Source organism: Bradyrhizobium sp., from assembly GCF_019242285.1.
In the GTDB taxonomy this organism is placed as follows: domain Bacteria; phylum Pseudomonadota; class Alphaproteobacteria; order Rhizobiales; family Xanthobacteraceae; genus Bradyrhizobium.
In genome coordinates this window covers 23,834-42,659 of sequence record NZ_JAFAVV010000539.1, presented here as the reverse complement: position 1 = coordinate 42,659, position 18,826 = coordinate 23,834, and the positions used below count along the sequence as shown (strand labels likewise).

General features: G+C 66.1%; 17 protein-coding genes. 7 read left to right on the top strand and 10 right to left on the bottom strand.

The features are described 5' to 3' along the window. The 3 genes from JOY90_RS21765 to JOY90_RS21755 form a co-directional block, all read right to left on the bottom strand. On the bottom strand, window positions 1-817 hold an 817-nt coding region (locus tag JOY90_RS21765), incomplete at its 3' end, for a hypothetical protein (protein WP_291693171.1). Between the two features lie 113 nt (window positions 818-930). Then, complete coding sequence (locus tag JOY90_RS21760; protein WP_291693170.1) at window positions 931-1,560, bottom strand: ankyrin repeat domain-containing protein; 630 nt, start codon at window positions 1,558-1,560, stop codon at window positions 931-933. 89 nt (window positions 1,561-1,649) lie between these two features. Then, complete coding sequence (locus JOY90_RS21755; protein WP_291693169.1) at window positions 1,650-2,516, bottom strand: LysR family transcriptional regulator; 867 nt, start codon at window positions 2,514-2,516, stop codon at window positions 1,650-1,652. Between the two features lie 116 nt (window positions 2,517-2,632). On the opposite strand from JOY90_RS21755, the gene JOY90_RS21750 reads away from it, so the two are divergent. Further along, window positions 2,633-3,550: a haloalkane dehalogenase gene (locus tag JOY90_RS21750; protein WP_291693168.1), complete on the top strand. Its 918-nt coding sequence runs from the start codon at window positions 2,633-2,635 to the stop codon at window positions 3,548-3,550. A gap of 671 nt (window positions 3,551-4,221) precedes the next feature. On the opposite strand, the gene JOY90_RS21745 is transcribed toward JOY90_RS21750, so the two are convergent. Then, complete coding sequence (locus tag JOY90_RS21745) at window positions 4,222-5,667, bottom strand: short-chain fatty acyl-CoA regulator family protein (RefSeq protein WP_291693167.1); 1,446 nt, start codon at window positions 5,665-5,667, stop codon at window positions 4,222-4,224. Between the two features lie 206 nt (window positions 5,668-5,873). Here JOY90_RS21745 and JOY90_RS21740 point away from each other — a divergent pair, with 206 nt between their 5' ends. The 3 genes from JOY90_RS21740 to JOY90_RS21730 all read left to right on the top strand — a co-directional run bounded on the left by JOY90_RS21740 (window position 5,874) and on the right by JOY90_RS21730 (window position 8,533). After that, on the top strand, window positions 5,874-7,511 hold the full coding sequence (locus tag JOY90_RS21740; RefSeq protein ID WP_291693166.1) for an isocitrate lyase: 1,638 nt from the start codon (window positions 5,874-5,876) through the stop codon (window positions 7,509-7,511). A gap of 79 nt (window positions 7,512-7,590) precedes the next feature. Further along, on the top strand, window positions 7,591-7,800 hold the full coding sequence (locus JOY90_RS21735) for a hypothetical protein (protein ID WP_291693165.1): 210 nt from the start codon (window positions 7,591-7,593) through the stop codon (window positions 7,798-7,800). A 178-nt stretch (window positions 7,801-7,978) separates the two neighbouring features. Then, on the top strand, window positions 7,979-8,533 hold the full coding sequence (locus JOY90_RS21730) for a hypothetical protein (RefSeq protein WP_291693164.1): 555 nt from the start codon (window positions 7,979-7,981) through the stop codon (window positions 8,531-8,533). A 6-nt stretch (window positions 8,534-8,539) separates the two neighbouring features. Here JOY90_RS21730 and JOY90_RS21725 read toward each other — a convergent pair whose 3' ends face one another. After that, window positions 8,540-9,427 (bottom strand): metallophosphoesterase, encoded by an 888-nt coding sequence (locus JOY90_RS21725; protein WP_291693163.1) that lies wholly within the window; start codon window positions 9,425-9,427, stop codon window positions 8,540-8,542. 131 nt (window positions 9,428-9,558) lie between these two features. Here JOY90_RS21725 and JOY90_RS21720 point away from each other — a divergent pair, with 131 nt between their 5' ends. The 3 genes from JOY90_RS21720 to JOY90_RS21710 are packed head-to-tail and all read left to right on the top strand — an operon-like array spanning window position 9,559 to window position 11,685. Next, window positions 9,559-10,044: an NUDIX domain-containing protein gene (locus tag JOY90_RS21720; protein WP_291693162.1), complete on the top strand. Its 486-nt coding sequence runs from the start codon at window positions 9,559-9,561 to the stop codon at window positions 10,042-10,044. A 7-nt stretch (window positions 10,045-10,051) separates the two neighbouring features. Beyond that, a complete protein-coding gene (locus JOY90_RS21715) occupies window positions 10,052-11,176 on the top strand; it encodes a hypothetical protein (RefSeq protein ID WP_291693161.1) in 1,125 nt (374 codons plus the stop codon). Beyond that, a complete protein-coding gene (locus tag JOY90_RS21710) occupies window positions 11,173-11,685 on the top strand; it encodes a GNAT family N-acetyltransferase (protein ID WP_291693160.1) in 513 nt (170 codons plus the stop codon). The genes JOY90_RS21715 and JOY90_RS21710 overlap by 4 nt, the downstream gene beginning before the upstream one ends. A 9-nt stretch (window positions 11,686-11,694) precedes the next feature. Here JOY90_RS21710 and JOY90_RS21705 read toward each other — a convergent pair whose 3' ends face one another. Genes JOY90_RS21705 through JOY90_RS21685 form a run of 5 tightly spaced genes read right to left on the bottom strand, consistent with a single transcriptional unit; the run spans window position 11,695 to window position 18,819 of the window. Continuing rightward, window positions 11,695-11,994 carry a hypothetical protein gene (locus tag JOY90_RS21705; RefSeq protein ID WP_291693159.1) on the bottom strand — a complete coding sequence of 100 codons (300 nt, stop codon included), beginning with the start codon at window positions 11,992-11,994 and terminating at the stop codon, window positions 11,695-11,697. Continuing rightward, window positions 11,994-14,057 carry a hypothetical protein gene (locus tag JOY90_RS21700; protein ID WP_291693158.1) on the bottom strand — a complete coding sequence of 688 codons (2,064 nt, stop codon included), beginning with the start codon at window positions 14,055-14,057 and terminating at the stop codon, window positions 11,994-11,996. The genes JOY90_RS21705 and JOY90_RS21700 overlap by 1 nt, the downstream gene beginning before the upstream one ends. A gap of 9 nt (window positions 14,058-14,066) precedes the next feature. After that, on the bottom strand, window positions 14,067-16,880 hold the full coding sequence (locus JOY90_RS21695) for a DUF4159 domain-containing protein (protein ID WP_291693173.1): 2,814 nt from the start codon (window positions 16,878-16,880) through the stop codon (window positions 14,067-14,069). Beyond that, complete coding sequence (locus JOY90_RS21690) at window positions 16,880-17,821, bottom strand: DUF58 domain-containing protein (protein WP_291693157.1); 942 nt, start codon at window positions 17,819-17,821, stop codon at window positions 16,880-16,882. The genes JOY90_RS21695 and JOY90_RS21690 overlap by 1 nt, the downstream gene beginning before the upstream one ends. Then, window positions 17,821-18,819, bottom strand: coding sequence for a MoxR family ATPase (locus JOY90_RS21685; protein ID WP_291693156.1), 999 nt, complete (start codon window positions 18,817-18,819; stop codon window positions 17,821-17,823). The genes JOY90_RS21690 and JOY90_RS21685 overlap by 1 nt, the downstream gene beginning before the upstream one ends. Window positions 18,820-18,826: the final 7 nt, after the last annotated feature.

Sequence of the window (18,826 nt, the reverse complement as noted above, 5' to 3'; positions counted from 1 at the left end):
TGGCGCTGACGACAACTTCATGAAACGAAGCGCCTTTGGAAAAGCCACTGGCGTTGAAGTGAGCCTTCGATGTGATCGCCATCGCAGCGGCGCCTGTGCCGGCACCGCGGCAGCCGGAAATGGTGAATAGCGATGACCGATTGTGCGGGTTGATGGTCCGCGTAACCAGTGCGTGGTCTTCGACCACCAGGTTGTTTATCAGTTTCGGCAGGAATACCGTCGAGGCATAGCCATCCGACAAGACGATTTGCCGGGCTCCCCGGCGTATTTCCTGTCGTGCATGCAAGGGCAGAAGACCGAACACATCCGACATTTTTGGTATGCTGACCACGCCGCCGAGGAGTACGACGTTCGAGGATGAAACCAGATCCCAATCGTCGATGTCACGGATGCACTTCAGGACGATCAAAGTCTCCATTCCATAAAGCTGCTTGATTATCTCGCTGATGCGAGCGAAGGCGAACACCGTCGAGAAACTAACGCGGAACTCCGAGTCTTTGAGGTCGTTCGTCTGCTGGCCTCCAAAGAGAATGAACCATGGCTTTCCTGGCGAGGGAACGGTCCAGAAATCCACAACCGGCCCGAACTCGCGGATGTTTCCTGCGCGCTGAAGCCGTAGCTCCAGCCGCGAGACTCCAAACAACACGGCATAACCGGCGGCAGCGAGATTGACGGCGAAGCCGATGACAACCGCTGTCAGAGCCTGCCTGATACCGTCCTGCATCCCGGCTGCATGTTGCTGATCGTAGAGAAGCCAGACGGCGGCGAAGCAGGCCGCCAGAAGGAATGCGAATCCAGCTGAAAATAGTGTCCGCAATTGCTAATCCTTGGACGATTTAAATGTTCAAAGCACGATGTTCTATCAAATCGATAAGGTCGTTTCTGTCAACCGGATGGCGTGACGAGCAGCGCAAGCGATCGAAAGCCGAGCTAGTTGCGTTCGGCGATATGTTTTTGAAGCAACTGCACGATTTTCACCTGCTCCGCTTTCGCTGCGGCGGTGCCCGAGCCGCCGCGCCCGGTGTTTGCGAGCGCCAGCATCATCGGAGTTGAGCCGCTCTTGTTTCTGCCCAAGGGGTTGGCGCCGCCCTCGAGCAGGGCCGCGACCGCCGACGCGCACCGCGTGCGCACGGCGCGATGCAGCGGAGCGACGCCGCTTCCGTCCATTGCGTTCGGATCGGCGCCCGCCGCGATCAGCCATGTCACGATGGCGGCCTGTGCGGCCGGATTCCACCCGCGTGACCCCGGCAGCCCGTCGGCGGCATAATGCAGCGGCTCCGCGCCACGACGGTTCCGCGCCCGGATGTCGGCGCCGAGGCCGACGAGTTTTTGCGCGACGTCTCGCCGATAGGCCGCAGCCGCAAGATGGAGCGCGGTGTCGCCGCCATAAGCATAGTGGGCGATCTCATCGATGTAGTGATCGCTTGCGCTCTTGCGACTGGCACCTCGCGCGAGCGTGGCCCGTGCGAGCGCCGGCGTTGTCCCGAGCATGCCGAGCGCCAGCGCCTGGTCGCCGGCGGCAATCGCCCCTATCAGAGCCACGAGAGCAGTGTCAGTCATCGCGATGGACCCGGGAGGAGCAGGCACGCCAGCTTACGTCGGACCCTAACGGAGTCATCAGCCGCAAGCAAAGCCGTTTCGGCGACCGTTCACACTCCCTCGAACAGTGGCCGCTCCCGCCTGATCAGCTCGACCAGGAAATCGCTGACGACGCGGATGCGCGGGCTCACCTGCCTCTCGCTTCGGGTCACGAGCCACAGCTCGCGGATCAGCGGCGCCTTCGGCAATTGCACCTCGACCAGGCTCGGATCGCCGGCCGCCAGGAAGTGCGGCAGCATCGCGATGCCGAAGCCGGCACGCGCCGCCACGATCTGACCGGTCTGGTTATTGCAGCGAAGCGCCAGCGACGGGTTGCCGAACTGACGCGCCAGCCACAATGCCTCCGCGAATTCGGCGCCCGCCTCGTCGAAGCCGACGAAGCGGGGGACGGCGCCGTTCTTGAGTCGGTCGCGCCAGGCAGGCGTCGCATAGAAACGATAGGCAAGATTGGCGACGCGGCGGGCGAGGAGCTCGCCGTGCTCAGGCCGGCCGAAGCGCAGTGCGATGTCGGACTGGTAGCGCTTGAGGCTGAGCGGACGGCGCTCGGCCATGATCTCCAGGTCGAGCTGTGGATGCTCCCGATGGAACAAGCCGAGTCGCGGAATGAGAAACGTCTCCGCGAAGCTCGGCGTGGCGGTGATCCGCACGAGGCCCGTCAGCGTTTGCTCGGGTTCGAGTCGGGACAGCGCCGTCGCCGCGCTCTCCATGCCGTCGGCGGCTTCCAGCGCTTTGTGGCCGGCGGCGGTGAGCTCGTAGCCGCCCGGCTGGCGCTTGAACAGCTTGATCCGCAGGGTCTGCTCCAACGCGGCGATCCTGCGCGCGACGGTGGCGTGGTTGACCTGCAATGCGCGCGCCGTGGCCGACAGGCTGCCGTGACGCGCCAGCGCCGCGAAGAACCGGACGTCCTCCCAGTCCATCCGTCGGGTTCCATCTGTGCGAAAACGATCGGCCATGGCGCAAGATTAGCGAATTCATGCGCAGGCCGCGAGAGCCTATGTCTGTGCCTGTCTGAAAGCAGCAACGGAGTTCTGCGATGACCGAAACGAAGAACATGCCGATCACGGCCAACGATCCGCACCCGCGACGGTGGATAAAGGTGCTGGACAGCGAGATCAGCTATGTCGACATAGGGGAAGGCGATCCGATCGTCTTCCTGCATGGCAATCCCACGTCATCCTATCTGTGGCGCAACATCATCCCCCATGTCAGCGGGCTGGGACGTTGCCTCGCCCCCGATCTCATCGGCATGGGACAATCGGGTCCGTCACCGTCGGGCGCGTATCGGTTCGCCGATCACGCACGCTATATCGACGCCTGGTTCGAGAAGCTGGGGCTCACCGCAAATGTGACATTGGTCTTGCATGACTGGGGCTCGGCGCTCGGCTTCCACCGCGCCTGCCGCTACCCGGAACAGATCCGCGCCATCGCCTACATGGAAGCGATCGTGGCTGCACGGCGTTGGGAGGATTTGCCCGCGGGCCGCGACAAATTCTTCCGCGCGCTCCGCTCGCCGGACGGCGAGCGGCTCGTGCTGGACGAGAATTTCTTTGTCGAAATCCTGCTGCCCAGGAGCGTGATCCGCGGCTTGAGCGATGCCGAAATGGACGCCTACCGTCGGCCGTTCCGGCAGCGCGAGGCGCGGGTGCCGACGCTCGTCTGGCCGCGTGAATTGCCGATCGAGGGCGAGCCGGCCGACGTCGTCGCCATCGTCGAGCACTATGGTGCCTGGCTTTCGCGTTCGCCGCTGCCAAAGCTCTTTATCAACGTCGATCCGGGTTCGCTCCTGATCGGAAGGGCGCGGGAGTTCTGCCGGAACTGGCCGAACCAGCACGAGGTCACCGTTTCGGGCATTCACTACGTTCAGGAAGATGCGCCTGCCGAAATCGGCGCTGCGCTGCGCGATTTCGTGGCCGGGCTCGGCGCGCGGCAAACGCATGCGCGCCAGGCGTAAGCTGCCCGTCGTGCCAATCTGTCGCGGTGGATTGTTTCCGATTATCGGAAGGACGCTTGACGCCGACCCCAAATCAGAGGCATAATCCGCCCGTCCCGCCTCGATGTGAGGGCGTATCGCGATCGTCACGAGACGCGAGGCGAGGATGCGGTGGACGCGAGTGGCGCTGCCAGACGAGCAGCGTCCGCGCGGACGGCGAAATCGTGTGGTCCTGATATCCCGACGCTGATATCAAGTCTCGTAGGATCGATGAGCTGCGAGGCGATGGTGGCCAGCAAGCCCGGCGCACCAGGGAGATCACGTATAAGCCGTAAACCATCGCGCAGGGAAGGCCGGGTATTCTCGGCTGAGCCTGTGGTTCCTACCCCGTGCTTTCCTTGTGCACGGGGGCCATGGGCACCAGCCGGTGCCCGGTCTTCCCTGCGCCCTCTTGCTTTATTGAGGGTGATCTCTTTGCAAAGCTCGGACGATTCCCGTCGCGAGAACGCGGTCGCGCGCAAGGTGGGTTGAGCCTCGTAGGATGGATAGAGCGACTCCTTGCTCGATACCCGAGCAGCAAAGGCTGGAAGCGAAACCCATCATCGGCGACGATCATGTGATGGGCTCGTGATGGGTTTCGCTTCGCCCTACCCATCCTACCAACTTTTCTTGCAATGACGACAGCGGCCGCCTCACAATTCCCTCGCATTGGAGAACGCAAACGAACTCACCCGCCGCGTGTTTTCGTCGAGGATCAGCGTGCGCGTGATCGGCGGCTCGGCGCGCTGGCTGCAGTTTTCGCGCTCGCAGAGCCGGCAGTTGACGCCGATCGGCGTCCCCTCGGTCTTCTCCAGATCCATGCCGGCGGCATAGACGAGGCGCGCGGCGTGGCGGATTTCGCAGCCGAGCCCGATCGCAAAGCGCGGCTCGGGCAAAGGATGCGGCGCCACCGGCCGCCGCACCATTTGCGCGATCGAGAAATAGCGCGTGCCGTCGGGCAGCTCGATCACCTGCTTGAGCAGGCGGTCGGGCGTGTCGAAGGTCGAATGCACGTTCCACAAGGGGCAGGTGCCGCCGAACTTGGAGAATGGAAACGTGCCCGACGAGAAGCGCTTGGAGACGTTGCCGGCGTTGTCGACGCGCAGCATGAAGAACGGGATGCCGCGCGCGTTCGGCCGCGAGAGAGTCGTGAGGCGGTGGCAGACCTGCTCGAAGCCGGCGTTGAAGCGCTGCGCCAGCACGTGCACGTCGTAGCTCAGTGCCTCGGCGGCGGTGTGGAAGGCCTGGTAGGGCATCATCACGGCGGCGGCAAAGTAGTTCGCGAGCGTGATGCGGTAGAGCCGGCGCGGCGCGTCGTCGAGCTTGCCGGCGCGGGCGATGATCGCCTCGATCAGCCCATTGCATTCGGTGAGGCCGAGCTGGAACGCCTGCTGGAACACGCGACTCGGAGCATCGACGAGCTCGGAGATCAGGAGCTGGCGGCGGTGGCGGTCGAAGCGGCGCAGCGTCTCGCGCATCACGTCGACCGGCATGATCCGGGTCGTGATCGAGTGCTTTTCCCGCAGGCGGGCGGCGAGCGCCGCGAACAGCCCCTCGGCCGGCGCGTTCAATTCGTCACGCAGGGATTCGGCGGCCTGCTCGAGCTCGGCGAAATAATTGCGGTTGGTCTCGATCAATTCGCGCACCCGCTCGATCGGGTTGGCCTCGAAGCGCGGGCCTTCCTCGCGGTCGGCCATCTGCGCCGCGGCGAGCGTCTCGCCCTGTCGTGCCTCGGTGTAGGCCGCGTAGAGCCGTTGCAGTGCGTGGGTGACGCCGGGGCAGAGCTCGGCGAGGTCGCGCAATTCCTGCTTCGGCAGGTCGATCTGGCGGAACAGCGGATCGGAGAAGATCTCGTTCAGCTCGGCGAAGAAGCGGTCCTCGTCGGCGGTGGCGAGGTCGCGCAGGTCGAGATCGTAGGACTCCGCGAGCCGCAGCAGAATTTGTGCGGTCACCGGGCGCTGGTTGCGCTCGATCAGGTTGACATAGCTCGGCGAGATGCCGAGCCCCTCGGCGATCTGGGTCTGCGACAGGCCGAGCTGCTGGCGGACGCGCCGGAATCTCGGGCCAACGAACAGTTTCTTCGCGGAATTGCCGGGCATGGCAGGATTGCTGACCTAGTTTGTGACATAGTTTACAAAACGACATTTAAGACAAGTATTAATGTTACATGGCATCACCATTCAAATTCAAGCTATATGTACTCCTTCGTGAATCCGGCGTTTAGCTCCTGACACGCATTTCGCATTGCACTGTCAAGAATGTTGATGGGAAGGCGAAGACGAGTGCCACGAAAAGGATCAAGCAGATGACCTACCAGCCACGCGGGATCGGTGACCAGGCTATCCAGGGGCCGGCTTCCTATTTGAGCGAGATTGCAGCCGCCGAGGCGCTGCTCAAGACCAAGCCGACCTGGAACGGCGTCACCGCCGAGGCCGTGGCGCGCATGCGTCTGCAGAACCGATTCAAGACCGGTCTCGACGTCGCCCGGTACACAGCGGCGCTGATGCGCGCCGATATGGCGGCCTATGACGCCGATCCCACCAAGTACACCCAGTCGCTCGGCTGCTGGCATGGCTTCATCGCGCAGCAGAAGCTGATTTCGGTCAAGAAGCACTTCGGCAAGACCGACCGCCGCTATCTGTATCTCTCCGGCTGGATGATCGCCGCGCTTCGCTCGGAGTTCGGGCCGCTTCCCGACCAGTCGATGCACGAGAAGACCTCGGTGCCGGCGCTGATCGAGGAGCTCTATACCTTCCTGCGTCAGGCCGATTCCCGCGAGCTCAACGACATCTTCCGCAGCCTCGACGCGGCCCGCAAGGCAGGCGACAAGGCGAAGGAAAAGGCGTTGATCGAAAGGATCGACAACTTCCAGACCCACGTCGTGCCGGTCATCGCCGACATCGACGCCGGCTTCGGCAATGCCGAGGCGACCTACCTGCTCGCCAAGAAGATGATCGAGGCGGGCGCCTGCGCCCTGCAGATCGAGAACCAGGTCTCCGACGAGAAGCAGTGCGGTCACCAGGACGGCAAGGTGACGGTGCCGCACGAGGTGTTCCTGGCGAAGATCCGGGCCTGCCGCCATGCCTTCCTCGAACTCGGCGTCGAAGACGGCGTGGTCGTGACCCGCACCGACTCGCTCGGCGCCGGCCTGACGCAGCAGATCGCCGTGAGCCACAAGCCGGGTGACATCGGCGATCAGTACAACAGCTTCCTCGATTGCGAGGAAGTGACGGCTGCGAACGCCCGGAACGGCGATGTCATCATCAGCCGGAACGGCAAGATGATGCGTCCGAAGCGGCTCGCCAGCAACCTCTATCAGTTCCGTCCCGGCACCGGTGAAGACCGCTGCGTGCTCGACTGCATCACCTCGCTGCAGAACGGCGCCGACCTGTTGTGGATCGAGACCGAGAAGCCGCATATCGATCAGATCGCCAAGATGGTCGATCGGATCCGCGAGGTGATTCCGAACGCGAAGCTGGCCTACAACAACTCGCCGTCGTTCAACTGGACGCTCAACTTCCGCTGGCAGGTCTACGATGCGATGAAGGAAGCCGGCAAGGATGTCAGCAGGTACAACCGCGCCGAGCTGATGAAGGCGGAATACGACGATACGCCGCTGGCTATCGAAGCCGACGAGCGCATCCGCACCTTCCAGGCCGATTCAGCCAAGCGTGCCGGCATCTTCCATCACCTGATCACGTTGCCGACCTATCACACGGCAGCGCTGTCGACCGACAATCTCGCCAAGGAGTATTTCGGCGAGCAGGGCATGCTCGGCTATGTGAAGAACGTCCAGCGCCAGGAGATCCGCCAGGGTATCGCCTGTGTCAAGCATCAGAACATGGCCGGCTCCGATATCGGCGACGAGCACAAGGAGTATTTCGCAGGTGAAGCCGCGCTGAAGGCGGGCGGCGCCCACAACACGATGAACCAGTTCGGCTAGAGCATGATGCGGAAAAGTGGAAACCGGTTTCCGAAAAGATCATGCTCAAACGAAGAGCTCGGCTAACAGGAGACTGACGATGATCAAAGGCAGCAATTTCTGGGTGATTGGCGGTGAGTTCGGCTCGATGAACTTCCACAAGCTCGTGGAAGGCTCGGCCCAGGTCAGAGGCCCGTTCAAGACGCGCAAGGAAGCCGAGGATTGCTGGCGCGAGGTGTCGGAGGAGCACCGCCACCAGGCCGGCGTGCGCTTCTCCATCGTCGAGGAGCCGAACCGCTCCGCTGCCTGAACCGCGAAAAGGTTAGAAGAAGGCCCAAGGGGAGGGCGGCTCCATCCGGTTTGCCGGAGGGAGCCGCCCATCTTTGTGAGATGAGGTGACAAGCTATTGGAAATGAACGGCCTTTGCGACGCACGCGGTTGCTGCTAGGTTAATCCGGGCCAAAGCCTGTCAGAAACAAGGCCGTCCGATGTCAGAGGCGCGAAGTGACGGTGCGGGTGCGAAGGGTGGCGAGGGTCCGATCCGCCTGCGCGACGCGCTGCGGCAGGCACGGATCGAGGCCGCCGACCGCACCGGCGTCGTGGTCGACCTGCGCGATGCCGAGGTGGCGCGGCTCGAGATCCTGCACGAGGCGCTTGATCCCCTGTTCGCGCAGGTGCCCGGCGAGGTCGACCTGTTCGACCGCGCGCTCAGCCAGGGCGAGACGCCGAGGCTGTGGATCGACGTCGTGGCCCACATCGTGATGGGGCGCGACAAGCGCATTTACCGCTTCGTGCAGGACACGCGGTTCGGTCGCATCGTGCTCGCGGAATCGCATGACGTCGCGGCGATCGTCGGTGCGGTGACGGACTATGTCGCCCGTCGCATGATCGAGCGCGAGCACGCGCTGTCGGTGCTGCCCGCACGCGAGCGGGTCAAGGTCGAGAAGCCGCGGCGTCGCGGCAGGCTCCTGACGTTCGCGCTCGGCTTTCTGCTCGGCGCGCTCGCGCTGTTCGCGGTGGCGCTGGTCGCGAGCCTGGTTTGATGGACTCTAGTAGAGCCGCGCCCGGCTCAGCTCGCGCATCTGAAGCTTGTCGTCCAGCCCCCGCACGATCTGCTCGCAGCGCCAGCCGGCATCGTCGCGCGCGATCTGGTAGAGGTTGTAGGCGGCGGCCGGATGGCGCCCATGCCGGCGCGCCGACGCCGACGGCACGCCGATCACCGGGATCGCGCCGTTCGGGCCGTCGATCCGGATCGTGGAATGGACGTGGTCGTGGCCGTGCAGCACCAGCTCGACACCGTGCCGCCGCAGCAATGCGATCAACTGGTCGGCGTCGGTCAGTCGCTTGATTCGCGAAGTCGAACGCAGGGGGTGATGAACCAGGAGGACACGAAAGGTCTGCTCAACGGAGGATTGCGCGAGCAACGGCTCGAGTTTGGCAAGCTGGGTGGACCCGAGCGTTCCCGTCGCCATGAAGGGTGCCGTCGGCACCGCAGTCGAGAGGCTGATCAGCGTGAGCGGACCGCGCCGTCGCAGCGAGGGAAAGCCGGTGGCGCCGGAGCCGTCGTCGCCTTGGAGGTAATCTATGAAGGTTTGGGCGAAGCGGTGGCGGGTGGCACGGACATAAGCATCGTGGTTGCCGGGAATGACGGTGACGTGGTCCGGAGGGCCGACGCCTTTCAGCCATTCCAGAGCCGGCGCGAACTCGGCTTCAAGCGCGAGGTTGACGAGGTCGCCGGTGACGGCGATATGAGCGGGGGCCTGCGCCTGCAGGTCGGAGACCAGCGCATCCAGGACCTCACGCCGATGATGGATGTGGCGGTTGCGGGTCCAGTTCAGATAGCCGAGCGCGCGCTTGCCCACGAGCTCGGAGGCGCGGGGTTTCGGCAAGGGCGGCAGATGCGGATCGGACAAATGGGCAAGCGTGAAGACTGTCATGATGCGCGATCCCGCCCGATTGCCCGTGCGTCACGGCACGATGGTCCTGCGATGCTCGCGCGAGGACGCGCCCATCTATTGGCAAGCGCCGGGCCCGCGCAAGGATCAAACGCGATGGGCCGCCGCTTTCCATGACCATGTCCGGCTGGCGGTCCCGCCTGGAGCCGGTGCTGCGCCGGTTCTTTCATCTCTATTGGCGGTTCGCCCGCGGCATGACGCTGGGCGTCCGCGCCGTCGTGCTCGACAGGGACGAGCGGGTGTTCCTGGTCAAGCACAGCTATGTGGCGGGCTGGCACCTGCCGGGCGGCGGCGTCGAGGTCGGCGAGAGCGTGATGGAAGCGTTGAAGCGCGAGCTCATCGAGGAGGGCCGCATCGAGCTTGCCGGCACGCCGGCCCTGCACGGCCTGTTCTTCAACAGCTATGCGTCCCGCCGCGATCATGTCGCCGTCTTCGTCGTCCGGCAGTTTCGGCAGGACCGATTGCCGGAGCCCAATCGCGAGATCGTCGCCTGCGGCTTTTTCGAAACCGACGCGCTGCCGCCCGATACGACCGCCGGCACGCGGTTGCGGATCGCCGAGGTGCTCGACGCCCGCGCGCCGACCGTGACCTGGCGCTGAGGTCGGCATGAAGCACCTGAAGCTCCTCTGCGGCGTTGTGTGCTTCCTGATGCTGGCAAGCAATGTCGGGTCGATGTCGCGCTGGAACGAGGCGCGCGGCGTGTTCGACGACGTCTGCTATCTCAGGCAGGCGCATCTGTTCCAGCGTTTCGGCATCTCCGGTCTCGACACCGACATCTCGCGCGACGACGATCATTACCTGACGACGAAACTGAAGCAGATCGGCTTTCCCACCGCGGCCGACGTCACCACGGCGCCCTGCCACACCAGGATGGCGTCGGGGAAGCAGGTGATCCAGTATCCGCCCGGCACCGGTTTCGCGCTCGCATTGTTTCCGGAAGGCCATCAGGTCATCCCGCTCTACGTGCTGGCGTCGACCCTGCTGTTCGCCTTCGCCATCCTCGCGATCGCCGCCGCGCGAACGACGGTGTCGGTCGTGCTGGCTGGCGCCTTCGGCTGCCTTGCGATCTACCTGATGATCAATCCGTCAAAGGCGAGCTACTCGATGGCGCCGACCATGATGGTCTGCGCCGTGGCCGGCTGGCTGACCGCGCGCCTGTTCGGTGGCGCGCAGGCGGTACATCGGCCGTGGCTGACGGCCGCGCTGGGCCTGGTGCTTGGAGTGTCCGTCAATTTCCGTCTGCCGAACCTGTTCCTCGGCGCCGGTTGCCTTCTGTTCTTCCCCATCGCCTTGCTCTGGACGCGAAAGATCGCGTTCGCCGGTCAAGGCGGGCTGTTCGGCGCCGCCTTCCTGGTCGGACTGGCGCCGACACTGGTGGCGAACGCCATCAACGCCGGCAGCCCGTTCGCCACCACCTATGGCGGGCAGGATGTCGCCCCGCCGGACTTCTCCTTCAGCGTGATCCGGGAATATGCCGGCGACCAGCAATCGCTTCTGCTGCTGCTTGCGATCGGCTGCGCCGTATGGCTGGTACGGCCGGGCGGCGGGGCTGGCACCAGGCGAATAGCGCTGGTGGTGGGTCTGAACCTCCTGGTCAACATGGCCTTCTTCATGAGCCATACCGTGGTCACGCCCTATTATACGGTGCCGATCGCCATGCTTTCGCTATGGACGCTGCTGTTCGCCTCGCTTATGCCTGCGTCCGAGCCGAAAACGCGATTGACGTCATGAACGACCTCTCCCTCACCATCCTGCCGGAAGCCGCCGGCAACGCGCAGGCGATCGAGCGGCTGCATGAGCGCACCTTCGGGCCGGGCCGCTTCGTGCTCTCGGCCTATCGGCTGCGCGAGCATGTCGATCATCTGCTCGACCTGTCCTTCACGGCGCATATCGGGACGCTGCTGGTCGGATCGGTGCGGCAGTTGCCGATCTGCGTCGGCGACACCAAGGCGCTGCTGCTCGGGCCCCTGACGGTCGAGCCGCCATTCCGCAAGCACGGCATCGGCCGCGCGCTGATCGAGCGCGCGCTCGCCGACGCCAAGACCAAGGGCCACCGGCTGGTGCTGTTGGTCGGGGACGAGACCTATTACAGCCGCGTCGGCTTCAAGCGCGTGCCAAAGGGCAGAGCGACCATGCCGGGTCCGGTCGACTACGACCGGCTGCTGGTCGCCGAGTTGGCGGACGGCGCGTTCGATGGCGTCTCGGGGCCGATCCGCCCCGACTGGAGCTTGGCCCAGTAGAGCCGGCCGTCACGAATTGTGCTGCGCGACGTGCGGCGGCGCAGAGCCGGTCGACCTGAGGTGGACGAATTCAGCACCGGTCGTCCGATACAGGAACTCCACCGCCTCCGGCAGCCGCAGGAGCGGCGGAGGCGCGAAGATCACGTCGTCGGCGAGCGAGAGCATCGCGCAGATGGTGCAGGTGCCGATCGGCTTGGTGGATGCTTCAGCCGGAACAGGCGGCGCGGCCTGTGCCAGCGAGGGCGCACACGTCAAGGCCAGCCCGAAAAGCGACAACCGCGCCCCGCGCCGAAGCATCTCGCATGTCATCAGCGTCCCTCGCGCAGCCAGGTGGCGCCAAAGGCGCCGAGCAGCAGCAACAGGCCGATCAGGCCGGCGAACACCGGCAGTACGCCGACGCCCTTGACGACGCTGGCGTCGCGCATCTTCACGCCCATCCAGCCCTCGCCGTGGAACACGTTGGTCGAATGCACCGGCGCGATGCGCGGCAGCTCGACGGTTGATCCCGAAGCGACACGTTGCACGTCGCCGCCGGTCGCCTGCGCGAGCGGCTTCAGCGTGTCGGTGGTCGAGGTGACCTCGGAGAACTCCTTCGGATTGGTCGGCCCGACATTGATCAGCGCCTTCAGCGTGCCATCGGTGGCCTGCCACAGGCCGAGTTCGCCGGCCGGAATCGTCGCGCGCCATTCGCCGGGTTCGCCCGGGCTCAAGGTCAATTCGCGGGTGGCGCCGGAGGGCGAGGTCACCGTCACCGGCGCGACGCTGTCCGCCATGGTCTGGCGGATCACTTCGAGGTTCTTGCCCTGCACCTGCAGCCGCAGCGCCTCCTCGTCGAGATCGGGCTGCTTCATCAGCCAGTGCGAAATCCGCCGCAACAGGTCGAGATGCGGGCCGCCGCCCTCATAGCCGCGCGCCCATAGCCAAATGTGATCGGTGAGGAGCAATGCGACGCGGCCCTCGCCGAAGCGCGACAGCAACAGGAGCGGCTCGCCATTGGCGCCGGTCATCACCGGGGCCGTGATCGCGTTGCGGGTATCGACGGTGCGGAAGAAGCGACTCCAGTGCGGCGGCTCGCTGTTGGAGCCTTCGAGGCCCCGCGTCACCGGGTGGCGTTTGCCGGCGTCGCTGAGCTCGGCATAGAACGGCTTCTCGGTCACGCCGACGGGCTCGGCGGGAAGAACCGAATCGAGCGGCGTCCGCCAGATGCTGGTGCTCGAGGCGTAGTCGGGACCCGCAGACACCAGCACCGCGCCGCCGGTGCGCACGTAGCGTGCGATGTTGTCGAAATAGGCGATCGGCAGCACGCCCTGGCGCGCATAGCGGTCGAAGATGATGAGCTGGAATTCACCGATTCTCTGCTGGAACAATTCCCGGGTCGGAAACGCGATCAGCGACAATTCGTTGATCGGGGTGCCGTCCTGCTTCTCCGGCGGCCGCAGAATGGTGAAGTGCACGAGATCGACGCTGGGATCCGACTTCAGAAGGTTGCGCCAGGTGCGCTCACCCGAATGCGGCTCGCCGGAGACGAGCAGCACGCGCAGCTTGTCGCGCACGCCTTCGATCGAGACCACGGCGCGATTGTTGACCAGGGTGAGTTCGTCCTGGAGCGGGGAAGCCTCGATCTCGACGATGTTCGGCCCCTCATGCTTGATGTCGATGTCGACGCTGGAGGTCTGGCCGCTTTGCAGCGTACGCTCGCTGATGGTCTCGCCGTCGCGCCGGATCACGACTTTCGCGCGCTCGCCCGTCACCCCCTGGTCGTCGAGCCGATAGGTAACGGTCTGGATCTGGCCGACGATGCCGAACTTCGGCGCCGCCGAGATCGCAATCCGGCGGTCGCGCTCGTTCGTGGCCCCCGTGATCAGGGCGTGCACCGGCGCCTGGAAGCCGAGCGCGGACGCACTGGCGGGGATGTCGTGCACTCGGCCGTCAGTGATCAGGAAGGCGCCCGCGACGCGATCGACCGGCACGTCCGACAATGCCGATGAGAGCGCGCTGAACAGATGGGTGCCGTCGGTCTCGCCATCGGCCTGTCCGGCCTCGACCACGCGAACCTCGAGCCCCCTGACCTTCTTCAGGCTGTCGACCAGCGCAGCCTGCGCCCGGGCCGTCTGCCTGCTGCGGTCGCCGAAATCCTGGCTCGGGCTCTTGTCGACCACGACGGCTGCGACCGAGCTCAACGGCTCGCGGTCCTCGCGGGTGAAGGATGGATTGGCGAGCGCCAGCACGATCAGCGCGAGCGCAGTCACCCGCACCGCGGCGCCGCGGGATCGGGTGAGCAGCAGCAGGGCCGCGATCATGACGATTGCGGCGATCGCGATCCAGAGGATCAGCGAGGGAACGAGCGGGGTGAACGCGATTCCGTACTGCATGTCGCTGCCTTACTGCCCCAGCCGCTCGATCAACGCCGGCGCGTGAACCAGGTCGGCCTTGTAGTTGCCGGTCAGCGTGTACATCACGATATTGACGCCGGCGCGGAAGGCGTATTCGCGCTGCTTCGGCTCGCCCGGGGTCATCGGCAGCATCGGCTGCCCGTCGGGGCGGATCGCCCAGGCGCCGGCAAGATCGTTCGAGGTGATGATGATCGGCGAGACGCTGTCGCCGCCACGCGCCGGCCGCGCTGCTTGCGCCTCCTCGTCGTCCTCATGCGGCAGCGCCTCGACCCAGGTCTGGCCGGAGGCGAAGCGGCCGGGAAAATCGCGCAGCAGGTAGAACGTCTTGGTCAGCACGTGGTCCCGCGGCACCGGCTCGAGCTCGGGAACGTCGAGCGAGGACAGGATGTCGCGGAGCGTCTGCATGCCCGAGGTCTGCGAGGCGCCATTGTCGCCTGGCGGGGCCTCGACCGCGTCGCGGGTGTCGAACACCACGGTGCCACCCTGCTTCATGTAGGCGTCGATGCGGTTGAGCGCATCCTGCGGCGGCTTCGGCGCGCCGGGCACGATCGGCCAATAGATCAGCGGGAAGAACGCAAGCTCGTCATGCGCAGGATCGACGCCGATGGGATCGCCGGCCTCGAGCGCGGTACGCTGGGCGAGGAACAGAGTGAGCCCGGCCATGCCGGCCTTGACGATCGAATCGACGTCGGCGTTGCCGGTGACGACGTAAGCCAGTCTGGTCTGCGACACCGCATGCATGGCGAAATCGTCGCTGGCCTGCCCGGCGCGGGCCGACGGCATCGCCAGCATTCCGGCCAGCACCAGCGCGAGGAAGGCGAGCGCCGCCGGTGCGGCGCGGCGCCGCAACAGCCCGGCGATCCCAGCACCGAGAATCGCGACGATCACCGCGTCGATCAGGAACAACGCGAGCGATGCGGTCAACAGCATGCCGCGGAGATCGCGCGGCTCGGCGTTGGTGTAGCTGGCGCGGCGTGCGTTGATTGCCGTGGTGTCGAGCGGCACGATGCGGTCGGAGGCGGCCAGCGTGTTGACCGCGAGTGGGCCGTCGGCGGGGCCGTAGAAGCCCGGCGGATGGTCGACGGAGGCGCGGTCCCGGTAGTCGGCCGGCAGCGGCTTGGCGGTCGAGGGCGGCGGCCCGAACGCGCCGAAGCCGTCGAGCGTGTGCAACGGGGCCACCGTCTTCTTGCCCGCTTCGCCGGCGACGCCGGCGCCTGGAGTTGACGTGTAGCCTGACATGTCGACGATCCGTCTCAGCATCTCAACGAAGGTGCCCGACATGGGCAGATCCGACCAGCGCATGTCGGCGCTGACATGGAACAGCACGATCATGCCCTTGCCGCGGCGCTCGCCGGTGACGAGCGGGGTGCCGTCCTCCAACGAGGCCCAGCTCCGCGACGACAGCGTCGCATCCGGCTCGGCCAGCACCTGCCGGCTCACGGTGACGTCGGCCGGCACGGGGAGGCCAGCGAATGGCCCATCCGCGGTGAAGGCGGTCAGGTGTTGCGGCTTCTCCCAGGTCAGGCTGCCGCCGAGCGTACGGCCGCCGCGCCTGAGTTTCACCGGCACGAGATCATCATCGCCCTGGGCGAGCCTTGGACCCGCGAAGCGCACCAGGACGCCGCCCTGATCGATCCAGGCGGCGAGGCGGTCGCGCATGTCCGGAGACAGCGTGCCGACATCGGCCATCACGATCAGCGGCAGCTTCTGGTCCAGGAGCTGCGTCGTCACCTGTTGCGGCGCGCCGCGATCGCCGAGCCGGACGTCGGCGAACGGACCGAGCGCGCGGGTCAAATAGAAGGTCGGTGCGAGCAGCGGCTGCGCGGTATCGATGGTTGCGCCGGAAACGATGCCGACCGCGCGGCGGCGCCATCGCTTGTCGAGGAGCTGCACCGCGCCGGCCGAGCGTTCGCCAGAAATCTCCAGGCGGGTGATGTCGTTGCGCAGCTCGACCGGGAGATCGAAGGTCGCGTCCGTCTCGCGCGCCTGTGGCGCGAAGCCGAAGCGCGCCTCGCCGATCGGCGAGCCCTTGGCGTCGAGCGCGCGAACCGTGCCGCCTCCGACGCTAGAGTCGACGCGCAGCACCTTGACCGTCATGTTGGCGGCCGCGTTCTCGGCGCCGGCCAGCGCCAAAGGCGAGGGCGTGCCGCCCTCGAAGATCGTCAGCGTGCGGTCGCCGATGATCCTGCCGAGGCCGGAGACGAAGTCCGCGCCGTGTCCGGCGTCGACGCCGTCGGACAGGAAGGCGATCTCGACGTCGCCGGTGGCTTTGAGGAAGCGGTCGATGGCAGGCAGGATGTCGGTCCGGTCGATCGTGTAGGGTTTGGGCGCAAGCTGCCGCAGCGCCACCCTTGCTGCGCCGGCCGGCATCATGGTGATGTCCTTGTTGGGCTCCGCGAACGAGACCAGCGCCACGCCGCGGCGATCGGAGTCGGCTTTGGCAATCAACTCGTCGGCGGCTCGGACACGCGCATCCCAGTTCGAGGCCGCGCTCCAACTGTCGTCGAACAGGAGCAGCAACGGCGCGCTGCCGCCGGCAAGGCTGGTCCGCGGATTCCAGATCGGTCCGGCCGCCGCCAGGATGACGAGGGCTGCGGCCGCAAGCCGCAGCGCAGTGAGCCACCATGGCGTGCGCGAGGGCGTCTCCTCCTTCGGCGCGATGTCGAACAGCAGCCGGGTCGGCGGAAACTCGATCCGGCGCGGCCGCGGCGGCATGACCCGCAACAGCCACCATAATACCGGCAGGCTCACTAGCCCGATCAGCATCAGCGGTTCGGCGAAGGAGAGCGGCAGGCCTGCGATCATAGGCTGCGCCCCGCCTTCACTCCGGTGCGTCCGCTGCCCTTGCTCGCCATCATGCCGCCGTGCAGGAACAAGAGCAGCTCGGCTGCGGAGCGGCTCGTCGTGTGGGTCGCGAACAGCCAGTCGAGCTTGTTGGTCTCGGCGCGAATCTGGTCGCGATGCAGCGCGAGCCGCGCGACATAATCGGTCGTCCAGCTCTCGGCACGGCCCGCGGTGATCTGGCCGAACCCTTCCGGCTCGACGAATTCGACGCGGCCTGAATAGGGGAAGCTCTCTTCCGCCGGATCGACGACCTGCACCAGCGTGCCGTGCGCGCCGGAGGACGACAGCCCGGCCAGCATGGCGCGGATCTCCGAGATCGGCGACCAGAAGTCCGACAGCACGATGATCTCGGCGAGTGCCGACGGGACGAAGGACGGCGGCAGGCTCAGCCGGTCGCCGCCGTCATGCAGGATGGCCTGCGCCATCTTGTCGATCACGCTGCGGCTCGCGGTCGGGGTCATCAGGCCGGGAATGCCGACGCGCTCGCCGCCGGCGACCAAGAGCTCGGCCAGCGCGAAGGCCACGATCAGGCCGCGCTCCAGCTTGCTGTCGCGCGACTTCTGCGAGGCAAAGGCCATCGACGGCGAGCGGTCCGGCCACACCCATATCGTGTGCGCAGCCTCCCATTCCTGCTCGCGGACATAGAGATGGTCGTCGCGCGCGGAGCGGCGCCAGTCGACGCTCTGCGACGGCTCGCCCGAGACGAAGCGGCGGTACTGCCAGAAGCTCTCGCCGGCGCCGGCGCGGCGCCGTCCATGCAGTCCGTGGATCACGTTGGCGGCGATGCGGCGGGCCTCGAGCACGAGGCGCGGCAGTGAGGCGGCGAGCGTTCGGCTTTCGCCATCTGCACGTCGGACTGCTGCGACCTCCCTGGCTGCGGGCTTCTCGGCTACCGCCATCAACCGATCCGTGTCTTCAATTGCCGGATCACGTCCGGAATGGAATGTCCTTCGGCGCGCGCCGAGAAGGTCAGCGCCATGCGGTGTTTCAGGATCGGCTCGGCGAGGTCGAGCACGTCGTCGATCGAGGGCGCGAGCCGCCCGTCGAGCAGCGCACGGGCCCGCACCGCGAGCATCAGCGCCTGGCTGGCGCGCGGGCCCGGTCCCCAGGCGATCAGTTTGCCGGATTCGCCGCCTTCCGGTCCCGGACGGGCGGAGCGCACCAGCGACAGGATCGCCTCGACCACGGAATCGCCGACCGGCAGCCGCCGCACCAGCCGCTGCGCGGCGATCAGCGCGTCCGCGGCCATCGCAGCCTTGGCGACGGATTCTTCCGCGCCCGTGGTCTCGAACAGGATGCGGCGCTCGGCGTCGCGATCGGGATAGTCGACGTCGATCTCCATCAGGAAGCGGTCGAGCTGCGCCTCCGGCAGCGGGTAGGTGCCTTCCTGCTCCAGCGGATTGTGCGTGGCGAGCACGTGGAACGGCTTCGGCAGGTCGTGGCGGGCGCCGGCGACCGTGATGTGTTGCTCCTGCATTGCCTGCAACAGCGCCGACTGGGTGCGCGGGCTCGCGCGGTTGATCTCGTCGGCCATCAGGAGTTGCGCGAACACGGGGCCAGCGATGAAGCGGAACGAGCGCTTGCCGGCGGTGCTCTCGTCCAGCACCTCGGCGCCGAGAATATCCGACGGCATCAGGTCGGGCGTGAACTGGACGCGCTTGGCGTCGAGCCCGAGCGTGACACCCAGTGTCTCCACCAGCTTGGTCTTGGCGAGGCCGGGCACGCCGATCAACAGCGCATGTCCCCCGGACAGGATGGTCACCAGGGTGTTCTCGATCACCCGGTCCTGGCCGAAAATGACGCCGGCGATCGCCTCTTTTGCCGCGCGGACCTGGCCCGAGACCTGTTCGGCCGAACGGACGATCACATCCTCAAGCTTCTCAACGTTGTCCGCCATGCCTCTG

Bases quoted from the DNA above. Each gene is read 5' to 3' on its own strand.
- JOY90_RS21755 (WP_291693169.1), bottom strand. From the start codon at position 2,516: ATGGACTGGGAGGACGTCCGGTTCTTCGCGGCGCTGGCGCGTCACGGC.
- JOY90_RS21730 (WP_291693164.1), top strand. From the start codon at position 7,979: ATGTCAGAGGCGCGAAGTGACGGTGCGGGTGCGAAGGGTGGCGAGGGT.
- JOY90_RS21760 (WP_291693170.1), bottom strand. From the start codon at position 1,560: ATGACTGACACTGCTCTCGTGGCTCTGATAGGGGCGATTGCCGCCGGC.
- JOY90_RS21745 (WP_291693167.1), bottom strand. From the start codon at position 5,667: ATGCCCGGCAATTCCGCGAAGAAACTGTTCGTTGGCCCGAGATTCCGG.
- JOY90_RS21700 (WP_291693158.1), bottom strand. From the start codon at position 14,057: ATGCAGTACGGAATCGCGTTCACCCCGCTCGTTCCCTCGCTGATCCTC.
- JOY90_RS21750 (WP_291693168.1), top strand. From the start codon at position 2,633: ATGACCGAAACGAAGAACATGCCGATCACGGCCAACGATCCGCACCCG.
- JOY90_RS21725 (WP_291693163.1), bottom strand. From the start codon at position 9,427: ATGACAGTCTTCACGCTTGCCCATTTGTCCGATCCGCATCTGCCGCCC.
- JOY90_RS21710 (WP_291693160.1), top strand. From the start codon at position 11,173: ATGAACGACCTCTCCCTCACCATCCTGCCGGAAGCCGCCGGCAACGCG.
- JOY90_RS21740 (WP_291693166.1), top strand. From the start codon at position 5,874: ATGACCTACCAGCCACGCGGGATCGGTGACCAGGCTATCCAGGGGCCG.
- JOY90_RS21685 (WP_291693156.1), bottom strand. From the start codon at position 18,819: ATGGCGGACAACGTTGAGAAGCTTGAGGATGTGATCGTCCGTTCGGCC.
- JOY90_RS21690 (WP_291693157.1), bottom strand. From the start codon at position 17,821: ATGGCGGTAGCCGAGAAGCCCGCAGCCAGGGAGGTCGCAGCAGTCCGA.
- JOY90_RS21715 (WP_291693161.1), top strand. From the start codon at position 10,052: ATGAAGCACCTGAAGCTCCTCTGCGGCGTTGTGTGCTTCCTGATGCTG.
- JOY90_RS21720 (WP_291693162.1), top strand. From the start codon at position 9,559: ATGACCATGTCCGGCTGGCGGTCCCGCCTGGAGCCGGTGCTGCGCCGG.
- JOY90_RS21735 (WP_291693165.1), top strand. From the start codon at position 7,591: ATGATCAAAGGCAGCAATTTCTGGGTGATTGGCGGTGAGTTCGGCTCG.
- JOY90_RS21705 (WP_291693159.1), bottom strand. From the start codon at position 11,994: ATGACATGCGAGATGCTTCGGCGCGGGGCGCGGTTGTCGCTTTTCGGG.